The sequence below is a fragment of the Candidatus Pseudothioglobus singularis PS1 genome (assembly GCF_001281385.1).
Lineage (GTDB): Bacteria > Pseudomonadota > Gammaproteobacteria > PS1 > Pseudothioglobaceae > Pseudothioglobus > Pseudothioglobus singularis.
This window is the reverse complement of the sequence record NZ_CP006911.1, coordinates 1,494,450-1,507,837: the sequence shown is the minus strand read 5'-3', so window position 1 is coordinate 1,507,837 and position 13,388 is coordinate 1,494,450. Positions and strand designations below refer to the sequence as shown.

Sequence of the window (13,388 nt, the reverse complement as noted above, 5' to 3'; positions counted from 1 at the left end):
ATTAATCCTTCAAAATTTCACTTTCTATAAATTCAACAACAACATCACCCGGTTCAAGCTCTACAAAAAGAAGATACTTGGATAAGACGGGCTTAACGTCAACAGACCAGTCCTGAAATGTTCTTAATGCACCACTCGTTTCAACCCACGCATGATTTTGTGTGACCCAACTCATGTTTTGTAAAATAAGAACAACGATAAGAACAAAAGTACCACCTATAAACAAACCTAAAATGGCTCCAAAAAATTTATTCTTTAGACCATCAACATTTCTAGCATTAATAAGAGTATCTAAGGAACTTAATGCACTTAATATACCCTCATATACTGGCGCCATAATGGAAGGATTTTCTGTATCAACTTTAATATTAAGAAGTTTTGATAGGGCAAATAATCCAACCATTAAGATTACGAAAATTAGGACAAAAGACACAAAACTTCTGAGTGACTCGTTAGTGATTATTGCTTCAATAGTTTTAAGGTCTGCAACTGTTCCTAAAAAGTTAAAGCTAAATATTCCAACTATCACAAAGATCACTGAATTGGCAAAGGGTCTATTTAGATCATTAGAATTTTGGTTACTTGCCGATGCACTTGCAATTCTGTATAAGCCTTTTTTAATGAACCAAGCGCTCAGAAATAGTCCTCCAAAGGATAGTGCATAGGTAGATTGATTATCTGAGTTAATCCAGCTACTTAGAAAGGTCTTAGCAAATGGCTCATAGTAAAGCCAAGCTAATATGATTGCAATAATAACAAATATAAAGCTTATGACTTCTTTGGCAAGGCCTTGAATAAAACCTCGAACAACAAATGTGATAAGAATTAAGAGGGTGAGCCAATCTGACCAAGCCAATATGCTTATTGCACTCCAAACATTGTCAAAAAAATTGCCCATGAGCTCCTTGATAGATAGAATTGATTTTACAATAGTTTATGATGCTTTGTCGTTCTCTCCAACGACTAATACTATCTGAGTTTATTAATAATTATTGAAGCATCTGCAATTGTATAAAAAGAGCCAAAAATAACAATTCTTTCTACCTCTCTAAGAGCTAATGACCCATGAATTGCACTTTCCATATCTTGGCAGATTGTTGTTGAGTCAGAGCTTGAAAATTTTTTATTCAATACTTCTGATTTAATTGCTCTCTCTGAGGAAAGGGGGACCAGGTACCAATGCTTTATTGCTTTTGAGGCAAGTTCAATCATCTCAATAATATCTTTATCTACGAGCGCTGAAAAAATAGCGACTGTTTGCATCGACGATTTAGATAGAGTTTCTACAAGCGTTTTTACAGCTGCTGGATTGTGAGCAACATCCAGAATAATTGTTTTATCTCCAATCTCAACCTTCTCAAATCTTGCTCTGATTGATGCATTTTTGATGCCTTCGCTAATCATACTTTTAGAAATTGGGTTTTGTACTGCAAGACTTTCAACTGCTTTGATTGCAACAGCAGCATTGAGTCTCTGATGATCTCCCTCGAGTCCAATTTCATCTTCATAGGCCTTACTCACAAATGTAATATCGGTGCCAATTTCCTTAGCATATGCCAATAAGCTTTGAGGAGGGTCCTGATCTCCACAAATGCAAGGCCTAGAGCCTCTCATCACGCCTGCTTTTTCTCTGCCTATAGCCTCCCTAGTGTCTCCTAGGTAATCGGTATGATCGATTGCAATATTTGTGATGATGCTCACATCACTATCAACTACATTGACAGAGTCAAGCCGGCCGCCCAACCCAACCTCAAGTATTGCGATGTCGACCTCGGCCTTTTCAAAAATAATGAAGGCTGCGAGAGTTGAAAATTCGAAATAGGTTAACTTGATATCTTCTCTTTTGCCTTCAATGATCTCAAAAGCTTCGATTATGACGTCATCAGATGCATCTTCACCATCTACTGCATAGCGCTCATTGTATTTCAATAAGTGGGGAGAAGTAGAGCGCCCCACTTTATATTTTGATAGCTGGTAAATACTATCAATAAAGGAAACCGTGGAGCCTTTTCCATTAGTTCCTGCAACTGTTATAACTTTGAAGGGAACACCATTTGGAAAAAGTTTTTCAAAGACTAATTGAACTCTATCAAGTCCTAATACAATCGTCTCTTCCATAAGGGTTTCTTGCCAGGCCAACCAGTCATCTAGCGTTTTTTTGCTTGTCATTATGAGATATTTATTGCTGATTTTTTTTGAAATAGAGGATTATTTATCTTCCCAAAATTCACCCTCGATAGTGTCATCTTTATTTGATTTTTTTTCACTGCTGTTTGTTCTGTTAATAAAGACTGAGTTTCTTTGCTTAAAAACGCGCTCAGCATTTTTCTCAAGAAAATGATTAATAAAGTAACTTCTGCTCCAAGGCATTAGACCTAGAAGTCCAAGTGCATCTGTCAGAAAACCAGGAGTCAGTAAAAGGATTCCAGAAACTAAAATAACGACACCTTCCATCATCTCCATTGCTGGTGTTCTTCCCTCTGACATGCTTTGTTGAGCTTTGGCCATAGTTGACCAGCCCTGCTGTCTAAGAAGGCTTGATCCAATAAATGCAGTAATTACAACGAGTAGAACTGTTGAGAGGCCACCAATGGCCTGTCCCACAGAAACAAGAACGTATATTTCAGCTAGCGTTACAACAACAAATATAGGAAATAACATTTAACCCCCCTTTGTGTTTTTAAAAAGTAAGTCCCAAACACCATGACCTAATTTATGACCACGATTTTCGAATTTAGTAAGCGGCCTATTTTTGGGCCTTTCAGAATATATATGGCCTCCTGCAATGTTTTTAAAGTGAGGATGCGCTTCTAGAGTTTCCATGATATGTTCCGCATAGTTTTCCCAGTCAGTTGCTATATGGACAGTTCCATTGGTTTTTAGTTTTCTCGAAAGGAGATCTAAAAAGCTTGTTTGGACAATTCTACGCTTATGGTGCTTCTTTTTGTGCCAAGGATCAGGAAAAAATAATTGGAAATGCGAAATACTTTCATCAGGGATGTTATTAGCGATTACCTCTACAGCATCATCTTTGATAATCTTTAGATTGCTGACGTTTTGTTTACTCGCCTCATTAATAATTCTTCCAACTCCAGCCTCATAGACCTCAATACCAATAAAATTTTGAAAAGGCTGTTTTATGGCCATCTCAAGAAGGCTATCACCATTCCCAAAGCCAACTTCAAGCGTAATATCATTTTGCTTTACAAATATCCTATCAAAGTTGATGAGTTCCTTGTCATTAATCTCAACCCCAAAATCACTCCATAGATTATTCAGTCCAAGGAATTGGGCTTTTGAAAGTCTGCCCGACCTTTTAACAAAGCTCTGAATTTTGCGATGGCCTTTTACTTCACTCATAACTGATAATCAATGATTAAAGGAGAATGATCTGAAAAGCGCTCCTCTTTGTATATTTCACATGAGGTTGCAGTGCCAGCCATATTTGAACTGACGACATGATAATCAAGGCGCCAGCCAGTATTATTCAGCCAGGCTTGGCCACGGTTAGACCACCAAGTATATTGGAACTCTTCTTGGTTGATTTCTCGGAAAGAGTCGATATAGCCTAAATCATCATAAAGTATATCAAGCCATGCCCTCTCTTCTGGAAGGAAGCCTGAGTTTTTTTGATTAGATCGCCAATTTTTTAGGTCAATTTTTTTATGTGCAATGTTCCAATCACCACAAATTACGTATCTTCTATTATCTTTTTTGAGCTCACGTAAGTGTGGCAAAAAGCGGTCATAAATAAATTCCATTTTCAGTGCTTGTCTCTCCTCCTTTGATGATCCAGAGGGGAGATAGATTGATAAAACGCTCAAGTCAGCGAAATCTGCTTGAATAATCCTTCCTTCAGAGTTCATGTCTTCCCATGGACTATAAGATATCTTGTCAGGCTTAGACTTACAATAGAGACCAGTCCCGCTATATCCTTTTCGCTCTGCAGGATGATAATACGTATGCATATCGTCAGGATAAAAACGCTCATCAAGCTGATCTTCCTGCGCTTTAATCTCTTGCAGACAGACAAGATCAGCATTCTGTTTTTTAAGCCAATTAAAGAAACCTTTTCTCTCAGCAGCCCTTATTCCATTAACATTAATTGTTATAATTCTCATATCGCTTATTTTAATTGTTTAGGAATATTGGATGGAACAGTATCAAAAGGATTTTGTTGATTTTACGTTAGAGACTGGCGTTCTTAAATTTGGAGAATTTACACTTAAATCAGGCAGGATTAGTCCCTATTTCTTTAATGCAGGTCTATTCAACAAGGGCAGTCACTTATCTGAATTAGGAAAGTTCTACGCGCAAGCCATTGAAGCGAGTGCGCTAAAGTTTGATGTGTTGTTTGGCCCTGCATACAAGGGTATACCTCTTGCAGCTGCTGCGTCTATTGCACTTAATGACAGTTTTAATCATAATGTTCCCTACAGCTTTAATCGAAAAGAGGCAAAAGATCATGGTGAGGGTGGAAGCATAGTTGGCCACCCCCTGGAAGGAGATATTTTGATTATTGATGACGTTATAACGGCAGGAACTGCGATTAGAGAGGCTCAAGATATTATCCAAAATTGTGGGGCAAATGCGAAAGGTGTTATTGTGGCGCTTGACAGACAAGAGAAAGGGAAGGGTGAGCTTTCAGCCATACAAGAAGTAGAGCAGATATTTGGTATTACGGTTTTAAGCATCATCAATCTGTCTCATATCATTGACTATTTGAAGACAAGCGATGATTCAAAAATCCTAGATAAAATTGAGAGCTACAGATCGCAGTACGGGATCAGTTAAACTTCTGATTAGGTCTTAACAGGCTCGACAATAAAAGTAGACGCCTCAACGCCAACAATTTTAACGGTCTGACCCACACTGAGATCAGTGCCCTCAGCGAACCAAAGTGACTTTCCTATTTGAACTTTAATGACGCCATCCTCCATTGAGCTGACTTTACATTCTTTTCCGATATAAGTCTTGGCCTTCTCGTTTAATTCATCATCAACTGTTTTAATAGGATAATATTTTTTAGAAAGGTATGTTGCGGCAACTGAAATGGCTAGGAAAGTAAATACTTTTGTGAGCCCATCAACATCTGGAATGAGATAAAAAACAATACTCACGGTGATTGCTGAGGCTCCAACCCAGAGAAGAAATGTTGTCCATAAGAACAGCTCTAGAATGATGAGTGCAAGGCCCAAAACTAACCAATGCATGAAGTTTAAATTATCAAATAATATTTCCATGTAGATAATTTTATATTCTTTCTAATAGGCCATTAAATTTTTCTTTATTTTTTCTTAATTTTGGTTCATAATGCCCTTAGGAGGCTATGTATGCAAGTAAAAAATGAGTCTGACAACAAAGAACTGATTGATCAATTTCATCGAGATGGCTATATTTTCTTTGAAAATGCAATTACCAGTGAGCAATTAGTATCACTTAATGCTGAGCTTGCCAGCTGGGTTGATGAAAGTAAAAGCCACAAAAAGCCTTTTGGAAAGATAAAGGATGGAAGGCCTCGATTTGATATTGAGCCTAAAACTCATTCTGAAAGCACACCAGCAGTGAGAAGGATCACATCACCAGCAGAAATTTCGGAGATATGCCTTGACGTGGTAAAAGATAACAATGCATTGGATCTGGTGACTGAGATATTTGGACCAAATATCACACACCTTGGCAATAAAATAAATCTCAAGTTGCCCGGCTCAGGCACTGAGGTGAAGTTCCATCAGGACTTTCCTTTTGAGCCTCATTCCAATGAAGATATTATGACTGTTCTTTATTTTTTAGATGATGTGACCCTTGAAAACGGGCCGCTTGAGGTTGTTCCTGGAACCCATAATGGGCCACTACACTCTCATTGGCATAAGGGCATTTTTACTGGAGCTGTTGCTGAAAATGTTGTATCTGAAAATAAAAAAAATGCGTTAAGTTGTATTGGTAAAGCAGGTTCAGCTTGCCTTATGCATTCAAAATTGCTGCATGGTTCAGCACCAAACCGATCTTCACTGCCAAGATCATTATTCATCATTACCTATAAAGCTGAGGATGCAGTTGCACTCTCTCCAAACCACCTCCCAAGTGATCTAGTTGGTATGGTTGTCAGGGGTAAAGAGACTGGTACCGTGAGGTGTACTAGCTATAGTATCGAGTTGCCAGAATACCCAAAAGAGGTTTCCTTTTTTGGACAGCAATCCAAAAGTAAAAATATTGCAATGTAAAAAAACTTAAAGCTAGATTATCAAAGGGGACACAAATCGATTTAATCAAAATAATTTCTATAGTCGGTGATGAGTTGGTCATAGATTGGAGTGATGGAAATAAAAGCTCTCTTTATAGTCTTTGGCTAAGAGACCACTGTCAGATGCCTGAATCAAGAAACTTAGATAATGGGCAAAGACTATTTAGCGTTAAAGATCTGCCCTCTAATATTACTATTGAAAAGGCTTACAAGGATGCTGAGGGAAATGTTTGCGTGATGTTTCAACCTGAAAATCACTTGTCAGTCTTTTGTCAGAAGTGGCTCAGGGAAAACTGCTATGAACTCAACAGTCATTTCGAGGATAGGAGCGAAAAGTCCAAAAAATTATGGAAAAAAGATAGCTTTGATAATGGACTTCCTTTTATCAGCTATGACTTGATGCATTCTGATGATACTTCAAAGGTCTTAGCGCTTAGGTCGCTTAGAGAGTATGGTTTCTTTGTTTTAAATGACGTTCCAACCCAAGACGGCCAAGTGTTGAAAGTGATTAGTGAGTTGGGGTTCACTAGAGAGACAAACTATGGGGCTTTGTTTGAGGTAAGAACAGAGGTCAACCCAAATAACCTTGCCTTTACCAATCTCGGGCTTGGCTCTCACACAGATAATCCTTACAGGGATCCTGTTCCAACAGTGCAATTACTGCATTGCCTTGAGAGCTCTACTGAGGGCGGAGAGTCAATTTTGGTTGATGGTTTTAAAGCCGCATCTATTCTTCGAGAAGAGAGTCAAGAGAACTTTCTATCCTTAGCAAATACCTGGATTAATTATCGCTTTTCAGATAGTAAAACTGAGCTTCGCTCAAGGGTACCGATGATTGACTTAAATGATAAAAAAGAAGTTATCAAGGTTAGATACAACAACCGTTCAATCGATACGATCAATGTGCCTCAAGATAAAATGAGGTCTTTTTATAAGGCATACCGTCACTGGAGTGAGATCATTGAGAGGGATGAATTAAAGATTCAATTCAAGCTATCTGAGGGCGATTTAATGCTTTTTGATAATACTCGAGTGATGCATGCTAGAACAGAATTCTCTAAATCTGGAAAACGCCATCTGCAGGGTGCATATTCTGATTTGGATGGCCTTTATAGTCTTCTTAACAGGCTAGAAATGAAAAATAATAATGACTAATACCCCAGAATATATATTAGATCTTATTGAAGATATTTTTGAAAGGCGCGGTGCTGAGTCCTACTTAGGCGAGGAAGTTACGATGGCACAGCACATGCTTCAGGCCGCTCAGTGTGCTGAAGAAGCGGGTGCTGATAATAGTCAAATTGTGGCGGCACTTCTTCATGATATTGGGCATTACAAAAATGAAATTCCTGAGTCATCATTAGTTAAAGGTATTAATAACTTTCATGAAGAGGCAGGTGCTAATTTTCTTGAAGAGTATTTTCCGGCATCAGTCGTTGAGCCAATTCGTCAGCATGTCTCTGCAAAGCGATATCTTTGCGCAGTTCAACCTGATTATTTTGAACTTCTCTCATCAGCCTCAATCCACACCTTGAATCTTCAAGGAGGTCCAATGAGTGAGTATGAGGTGAGAGAGTTTGAAAAAAATGACTATTTAGAGCAGTGTGTCAATCTGCGCCACTGGGATGAAGAAGCTAAAGACCCGAACAAGCAATGTCCACCATTTTCATACTATCGGTCTTTAATTGAGGCTCAATTAATCAGTAATATTTAGTAAATAAATACTTGATTTTTAATCTTTCTATATAGTTTCATTCGGAAAGTATAATATTGTGGTAATAAATTGAAATTAATCACTTTATGAAAAAAAAATTATTAATAATCAATGGCCCTGGGCTTTCAGATTTGAGCAACTTTAATGAATTCGGCCATGATAACCTTACTTTGGAAAAGGTCCAAAAAAAATGTTTAGAAACTTGCGATAGTTTAGGGATTAGTGTGGATTTTTGTCAAACTGATGATCAGGCTGAGTTATCAAACTATCTTTTAAAGGCCTCTAAGGAGTTTGATGCTTTAATAATTAATCCTGCTGCTTATTCCAATGCAGCCTCTTTAGACCCCGATCTATACGCATCTAATATAGAGGCCATGGCTAATCAAAAAAAGCCAGTTATTGAGGTGCATATTGCAAATATTTTCCAGAAGGGAGTTAATATTAATAGTCCAATAAAGGCTTCGGAAGGGAATGTTGGTTTTGTAAGTGGATTTGGTATCCATAGCTATGATCTTGCTATTAGAGCAGTCAATAAGCAGTTGAGTCAAAAATCATGAATATTTTTGTTATCAATGGTCCAAATATAAACCTACTTGGCTCGCGCGAGCCCGAGATTTATGGGCATGATACATTAGATAGTATTTCAAAAGAGTGCATAGAACAAGGTCTTAAAGATGGCAATAATGTGAAATTTATGCAGTCTAATTATGAAGGTGAAATAGTTGAGTGGATTCAGAGCGCAATAAAAGAAAAAATTGATGTAATTGTCATTAATGCTGCTGCTTATACTCATACATCAATTGCAATTCATGATGCTTTAAAGTCTTTTCCTGGCTTGAAGATAGAGTTACATATTTCGAATCCACATTTACGTGAGTCATTTCGTCATATTTCTTTTGTCTCTCCAGCTGTGGATGCAGTAGTTGCTGGTCTTGGTGCAGATGGGTATAGCCATGTCATTGAGTTGTTGGCAGATTTACAAAGATCCTAGCCTAATAGTAAAACTCTAGTGTTGAGACTGAAATATCAGAAACATAGTCTTTACCATAAGCAACAATACCAAAACTCCTAATTTTTTTTGGATCCAAGGTCGAGTCCTTTGACCATCTTCGTTCAAATTTATTAAAAGGAAGGTCAATCATTTGCCACTCCTCACTAGCTATGAAAGTTGTAGCATAATAGTCTGAAGGCGACCAACTCTCATTTGTTCGGATATGGATGTAGTAAGTTTCACCATTTCCTCTTACGTTCAGTCGAACGCCTTTAAGATTCTCCCCTTCCTTTTCAGAATTTGCAAATGAAACACTCGCACGCAATTGAATAAAGCCACCGTTGTTTGCTGTACTTACATTACCAGTAAGTCTTGCGTAATACATTTCACCGTCTTGTTCAAGATTTACCTTGCCATCAGAGACACCACCCATGACCCTATCACTAACGTACTGCCAGTACCGGCCACTATCTGCGTTGAATGGATAAGCAAGTACTTCATCATTTGCAATTACATTTGAACTAATTGATAAGATTGAAAATGACATTAGTACTAGAAGATGTTTTAATTTGGATTGAAAGTATGAATATAAGGGCATAAAAGCGAATTTTTTATTAATAAAAAGCTTATTATATGTTTATTTTATAAACACTTAAATTATTTTATTTTGGCTCAGTTAAAGAGCATCTTGATTGGTTTCACCAGTTCGAATACGAACTACTTTTTCGATATCAGAGATAAAGATTTTTCCATCACCTTTTTGCCCAGATCGAGCGATATCACTTATAACATTAATGACTAAATCTAAATTTTTAGTAGAAATGGCAATTTCAAGTTTGACCTTGTGGACAAATTCAACAGTAAACTCTGTGCCTCGATATTGTTCGGTGTGACCTTTTTGTTTGCCAAAACCTTTGACTTCGGTAACAGTCATGCCTGGTATATCAACATTACAAAGCGCTTCTCTAACTTTGTCTAAAATTTCAGGCCTTAATATTGCAGTAACTAGTTTCAAATATAATCCTTATTATTTTGTTTTTAACTTATTGAGTTATAGGAGAAATAATATACTTAAATTGTATTTAAGTAGCAATGGATTACAATTTTAAATTGATTTTTTAGAAACTGCTTGAAAAGCATGTATCAATGGTGGAGGGACAGGGATTCGAACCCTGGAAGGGTATTAGCCCTTGCTGGTTTTCAAGACCAGTGCATTCAACCGCTCTGCCATCCCTCCGAAAGATTGGTATGATACCGTTTTTATGAATAAAGTAAATAAAATTTATTTAAAAAAACTGCAATTTTTTGCGTATAATTCTCCCTTTTTAGAAATTTGATTAGGTGGTCGTTATGTCTAAAGTATGCCAAGTAACTGGTAAGAGACCTATAAGCGGAAATAACGTTTCTCACGCGAATAACAGAACGCGTCGTCGTTTTTACCCTAACCTTCATACTCACCGTTTTTGGGTTGAGGCTGAAAACCGTTTTGTTAAGTTGAAGTTATCTGCAAGAGGTCTTCGCGTTATTGATAAAAAGGGCATTGATGTTGTTTTAGCAGAAATCCGCGGACGCGGCGAAAAGGTATAAGGAGTAAGTTATGAGAGAAAAAATTAAACTGGTTTCTTCAGCTGAAACAGGTCACTATTACACTACAACTAAAAATAAAAGAATTCACCCAGAAAAGGTTGAAGTTAAAAAATTTGATCCTGTTGTAAGAAAACACGTAATGTATAAGGAAGCAAAGATTAAGTAATCCTTAATAATATTCATAAAAAAAGCCGCTTTAGAGCGGCTTTTTTATTACCTAAAGTTTAACTTTGCAGGATCATCTCAAGTGGAACATTGGAAGAAGATTCTTGATAATCCGCGATTTGGTCAAAATTGAGATACTGATATATTTCACCTGATAAAGGCTCAATGTCTTTCATTAAGGATAAGTACTCTTCAGAAGTAGGAATATATCCCAGCTTAGCAGAGATTGCAGCAACCTCTGCTGATGCTAAAAATACATTGCTGTTATCTCCTAATCGATTTGGAAAGTTTCTGGTCGAGGTTGAAACGACAGATGCTCCTTCTTCAACCCTTGCTTGGTTTCCCATACAAAGTGAGCAGCCTGGGACCTCAGTCCTGTCTGTAAGTCGTTCAAAGGTTTCATATATTCCCTCAGCCCTTAACTGTTTTTCATCCATTCTTGTTGGAGGCACCACCCATAAAACTGTATTAAGCTCTGACTTATCTTTGAGTAGCTGTGCCGCAGCCCTGAAATGTCCAATATTGGTCATACAAGAGCCAATGAAAACTTCATCTATTGATGTTTTGGCAACTGATGATAGAAGTCTTACATCATCTGGATCATTTGGACAGGCTACGATTGGCTCCTTAATGTCATTAAGATTTATTTCAATGACCTCTGAATACTCGCAATCTTTATCAGCCTCAAGAAGCTCTGGATTATCAAGCCACTTTTTCATATCCTGTATTCTTTTTGCTATTGTTTTTTTATCATCATAGCCAGAATCAATCATCGAGCCGAGAAGTGTAATATTTGAATTTAAATATTCTGCAATGGGTTCTTTATTAAGCTTTACAGTACATCCATTTGCCGACCTCTCTGCTGTTGCATCTGCAAGCTCAAATGCTTGCTCAACCTTTAGATCCCCAAGACCCTCAATTTCAAGAACGCGTCCAGAAAAAATATTCTTCTTGTTAGATTTATCAACAGTGAGTAATCCCTTTTGAATGGCAACATATGGGATTGCATTGACAAGGTCCCTTAGAGTGATTCCAGGTTGCATCTCACCCTTAAACCTGACTAAAACTGATTCAGGCATGTCTAATGGTAGCACTCCAATTGAGGCACCAAAGGCAACAAGGCCAGAGCCAGCTGGAAAACTAATTCCTATTGGGAAACGCGTATGAGAGTCGCCACCAGTTCCAACAGAGTCTGGCAAAAGCATGCGATTTAACCAAGAATGAATAATGCCATCGCCTGGTTTGAGTGACACGCCACCTCGTGAATGCATGAAGTCTGGGAGTGTGTGCTGCAACTCAAGATCAATGGGCTTAGGATAAGCAGCTGTGTGACAAAAACTCTGCATAACTAGATCAGCAGAAAATCCTAAACAAGCTAATTCTTTGAGCTCATCTCGAGTCATTGCTCCTGTTGTGTCTTGAGATCCAACTGTACTCATGCGAGGCTCACAATAGGTTCCGGGCCTTATACCTTTAACACCACAAGCTTTACCAACAATTTTTTGAGCTAAGGTAAAGCCTAATGAACTATTCTTTGGGTCCACTGGACGAAGAAACACATCACTCACCGCTAAGCCAAGTTCAGCTCTTGTTTTATCTGTTAAACCTCTTCCAATAATAAGTGGAATTCTGCCACCAGCACGAACCTCATCTGGCATCGTACTAGGCGCAAGATTAAATTTTGAAATAACTTCTCCAGATGCATCTTTAATAGTGCCTTCATATGGATAGATTGTAATCTCATCACCCATTTTGAGTTCTGAAACGTCGCATTGAATTGGAAGTGCCCCTGAATCCTCAGCTGTATTAAAAAATATTGGAGCAATTTTGCCACCAAGGACTATGCCACCACTATTTTTATTAGGAATGTAGTCAATAGGTTCACCCATATGCCATAAAACCGAGTTAATTGCTGATTTTCTTGAAGAGCCAGTACCCACTACATCTCCAACATAGGCAAGAGGATTGCCCTTTTGCTTTAATTCTTCAATTTTTTCAAGGGGCTTATCCATTTTTTTGACAAGCATTGCTTTTGCATGAAGAGGGATATCAGGACGAGACCAGGCTTCAGTTGCCGGTGAAAGGTCATCAGTATTGGTTTCACCATCGACACGAAATACTGTCACTTTAATGCTCTCAGGAAGAGTCTCTTTGGAGGTAAACCAGTCAGCTGAAGCCCAAGAATCAACTATCTTCTTCGCATGTGCGTTGTTTGCTGACTTTTCCATTATGCTTTGGTGGGCCTCATAGATAAGTATTGTAAGAGATAGTGCTTTACAGGCTTCCTCAGCAGTTTCATCATCATCCAGAAGATTAATTAAGGATTCGATGCTATATCCACCAAGCATTGTTCCTAGCAAAAAAGTAGCATGTTTTCTTGAGATCGCATTGCAAGACTGTTCTCCTTTAGCAATACTAGTTAAAAAACCAGCTTTTACATAAGCAGCTTCATCAACACCCGGTGGGACTCTATGAGTGAGTAAATTCAAATAGAAGTCATCATCAAGCCCTGATATTAGGCTCTCTACGACAGACTTAGTTTGTTTAGCATCGAGTGCTAGTGGTGGAAGATTGTCCGACTTTCTCTCTTCACAGTGCTTTAAGTAAGCTTTTATCATAGTAATACTGGTTATTAGGTGATTAAATAAAAGAGTATAATTTTATCCTTTTTAATATGAAGGCTTAAA

17 protein-coding genes and 1 tRNA gene are annotated in these 13,388 nt (G+C 37.9%); 8 read left to right on the top strand and 10 right to left on the bottom strand.

Annotation, left to right across the window (positions count from 1 at the left end):
- Position 1 precedes the first annotated feature (1 nt).
- The 5 genes from W908_RS07645 to W908_RS07625 form a co-directional block, all read right to left on the bottom strand.
- On the bottom strand, positions 2 to 898 hold the full coding sequence (locus tag W908_RS07645; RefSeq protein WP_053820616.1) for a CvpA family protein: 897 nt from the start codon (positions 896 to 898) through the stop codon (positions 2 to 4).
- A 71-nt stretch (positions 899 to 969) separates the two neighbouring features.
- A complete protein-coding gene (locus W908_RS07640) occupies positions 970 to 2,169 on the bottom strand; it encodes a bifunctional folylpolyglutamate synthase/dihydrofolate synthase (RefSeq protein ID WP_053820615.1) in 1,200 nt (399 codons plus the stop codon).
- Positions 2,170 to 2,208: 39 nt separating this feature from the next.
- On the bottom strand, positions 2,209 to 2,661 hold the full coding sequence (locus tag W908_RS07635; protein WP_020025565.1) for an FxsA family protein: 453 nt from the start codon (positions 2,659 to 2,661) through the stop codon (positions 2,209 to 2,211).
- Complete coding sequence (trmB, locus tag W908_RS07630; protein ID WP_053820614.1) at positions 2,662 to 3,360, bottom strand: tRNA (guanosine(46)-N7)-methyltransferase TrmB; 699 nt, start codon at positions 3,358 to 3,360, stop codon at positions 2,662 to 2,664.
- On the bottom strand, positions 3,357 to 4,121 hold the full coding sequence (locus W908_RS07625; RefSeq protein WP_053820613.1) for an exodeoxyribonuclease III: 765 nt from the start codon (positions 4,119 to 4,121) through the stop codon (positions 3,357 to 3,359). Before W908_RS07625 ends, trmB begins: the two co-directional genes overlap by 4 nt.
- Before the next feature lie 31 nt (positions 4,122 to 4,152).
- Between W908_RS07625 and pyrE the strand changes: the two genes are divergently transcribed.
- Positions 4,153 to 4,794: an orotate phosphoribosyltransferase gene (pyrE, locus tag W908_RS07620; protein ID WP_020023753.1), complete on the top strand. Its 642-nt coding sequence runs from the start codon at positions 4,153 to 4,155 to the stop codon at positions 4,792 to 4,794.
- 8 nt (positions 4,795 to 4,802) lie between these two features.
- Here the strand turns inward: pyrE and W908_RS07615 are convergent, their stop codons facing one another.
- On the bottom strand, positions 4,803 to 5,243 hold the full coding sequence (locus tag W908_RS07615) for an NfeD family protein (protein ID WP_053820612.1): 441 nt from the start codon (positions 5,241 to 5,243) through the stop codon (positions 4,803 to 4,805).
- A gap of 90 nt (positions 5,244 to 5,333) precedes the next feature.
- Between W908_RS07615 and W908_RS07610 the strand changes: the two genes are divergently transcribed.
- From W908_RS07610 to W908_RS07590, 5 genes are all read left to right on the top strand, one after another.
- Positions 5,334 to 6,224: a phytanoyl-CoA dioxygenase family protein gene (locus W908_RS07610; protein ID WP_053820611.1), complete on the top strand. Its 891-nt coding sequence runs from the start codon at positions 5,334 to 5,336 to the stop codon at positions 6,222 to 6,224.
- 74 nt (positions 6,225 to 6,298) lie between these two features.
- A complete protein-coding gene (locus tag W908_RS07605) occupies positions 6,299 to 7,399 on the top strand; it encodes a gamma-butyrobetaine dioxygenase (RefSeq protein WP_082345032.1) in 1,101 nt (366 codons plus the stop codon).
- Positions 7,392 to 7,958, top strand: coding sequence for an HD domain-containing protein (locus tag W908_RS07600; RefSeq protein ID WP_053820609.1), 567 nt, complete (start codon positions 7,392 to 7,394; stop codon positions 7,956 to 7,958). Before W908_RS07605 ends, W908_RS07600 begins: the two co-directional genes overlap by 8 nt.
- An 86-nt stretch (positions 7,959 to 8,044) precedes the next feature.
- Entirely contained in the window at positions 8,045 to 8,515 is a 471-nt protein-coding gene (locus tag W908_RS07595; protein ID WP_020023748.1) for a type II 3-dehydroquinate dehydratase, read from the top strand.
- The gene (locus tag W908_RS07590; protein ID WP_053820608.1) at positions 8,512 to 8,949 is read left to right on the top strand and encodes a type II 3-dehydroquinate dehydratase; all 438 of its coding nucleotides are present in this window, start codon (positions 8,512 to 8,514) and stop codon (positions 8,947 to 8,949) included. The genes W908_RS07595 and W908_RS07590 overlap by 4 nt, the downstream gene beginning before the upstream one ends.
- A 1-nt stretch (position 8,950) precedes the next feature.
- Here the strand turns inward: W908_RS07590 and W908_RS07585 are convergent, their stop codons facing one another.
- The 3 genes from W908_RS07585 to W908_RS07575 all read right to left on the bottom strand — a co-directional run bounded on the left by W908_RS07585 (position 8,951) and on the right by W908_RS07575 (position 10,186).
- Positions 8,951 to 9,496, bottom strand: a complete 546-nt coding sequence (locus tag W908_RS07585; RefSeq protein ID WP_144417912.1) for a CIA30 family protein — start codon at positions 9,494 to 9,496, stop codon at positions 8,951 to 8,953.
- Positions 9,497 to 9,625: 129 nt separating this feature from the next.
- Complete coding sequence (locus W908_RS07580) at positions 9,626 to 9,964, bottom strand: P-II family nitrogen regulator (protein ID WP_053820606.1); 339 nt, start codon at positions 9,962 to 9,964, stop codon at positions 9,626 to 9,628.
- A gap of 132 nt (positions 9,965 to 10,096) precedes the next feature.
- Positions 10,097 to 10,186 (bottom strand) — tRNA-Ser (locus W908_RS07575).
- A 113-nt stretch (positions 10,187 to 10,299) separates the two neighbouring features.
- On the opposite strand from W908_RS07575, the gene rpmB reads away from it, so the two are divergent.
- Complete coding sequence (gene rpmB / locus W908_RS07570) at positions 10,300 to 10,536, top strand: 50S ribosomal protein L28 (RefSeq protein ID WP_020023744.1); 237 nt, start codon at positions 10,300 to 10,302, stop codon at positions 10,534 to 10,536.
- Between the two features lie 10 nt (positions 10,537 to 10,546).
- Positions 10,547 to 10,702, top strand: a complete 156-nt coding sequence (gene rpmG, locus W908_RS07565; protein WP_020023743.1) for a 50S ribosomal protein L33 — start codon at positions 10,547 to 10,549, stop codon at positions 10,700 to 10,702.
- A 58-nt stretch (positions 10,703 to 10,760) separates the two neighbouring features.
- On the opposite strand, the gene acnB is transcribed toward rpmG, so the two are convergent.
- Complete coding sequence (gene acnB / locus W908_RS07560; RefSeq protein ID WP_053820605.1) at positions 10,761 to 13,319, bottom strand: bifunctional aconitate hydratase 2/2-methylisocitrate dehydratase; 2,559 nt, start codon at positions 13,317 to 13,319, stop codon at positions 10,761 to 10,763.
- Positions 13,320 to 13,388: the final 69 nt, after the last annotated feature.

Coding starts and splice junctions, on each gene's coding strand:
- W908_RS07640 (WP_053820615.1), bottom strand. CDS start 2,169: ATGACAAGCAAAAAAACGCTAGATGACTGGTTGGCCTGGCAAGAAACC.
- W908_RS07595 (WP_020023748.1), top strand. CDS start 8,045: ATGAAAAAAAAATTATTAATAATCAATGGCCCTGGGCTTTCAGATTTG.
- W908_RS07645 (WP_053820616.1), bottom strand. CDS start 898: ATGGGCAATTTTTTTGACAATGTTTGGAGTGCAATAAGCATATTGGCT.
- W908_RS07600 (WP_053820609.1), top strand. CDS start 7,392: ATGACTAATACCCCAGAATATATATTAGATCTTATTGAAGATATTTTT.
- trmB (WP_053820614.1), bottom strand. CDS start 3,360: ATGAGTGAAGTAAAAGGCCATCGCAAAATTCAGAGCTTTGTTAAAAGG.
- W908_RS07585 (WP_144417912.1), bottom strand. CDS start 9,496: ATGTCATTTTCAATCTTATCAATTAGTTCAAATGTAATTGCAAATGAT.
- W908_RS07635 (WP_020025565.1), bottom strand. CDS start 2,661: ATGTTATTTCCTATATTTGTTGTTGTAACGCTAGCTGAAATATACGTT.
- acnB (WP_053820605.1), bottom strand. CDS start 13,319: ATGATAAAAGCTTACTTAAAGCACTGTGAAGAGAGAAAGTCGGACAAT.
- W908_RS07590 (WP_053820608.1), top strand. CDS start 8,512: ATGAATATTTTTGTTATCAATGGTCCAAATATAAACCTACTTGGCTCG.
- rpmB (WP_020023744.1), top strand. CDS start 10,300: ATGTCTAAAGTATGCCAAGTAACTGGTAAGAGACCTATAAGCGGAAAT.
- W908_RS07610 (WP_053820611.1), top strand. CDS start 5,334: ATGCAAGTAAAAAATGAGTCTGACAACAAAGAACTGATTGATCAATTT.
- W908_RS07625 (WP_053820613.1), bottom strand. CDS start 4,121: ATGAGAATTATAACAATTAATGTTAATGGAATAAGGGCTGCTGAGAGA.
- W908_RS07615 (WP_053820612.1), bottom strand. CDS start 5,243: ATGGAAATATTATTTGATAATTTAAACTTCATGCATTGGTTAGTTTTG.
- rpmG (WP_020023743.1), top strand. CDS start 10,547: ATGAGAGAAAAAATTAAACTGGTTTCTTCAGCTGAAACAGGTCACTAT.
- pyrE (WP_020023753.1), top strand. CDS start 4,153: ATGGAACAGTATCAAAAGGATTTTGTTGATTTTACGTTAGAGACTGGC.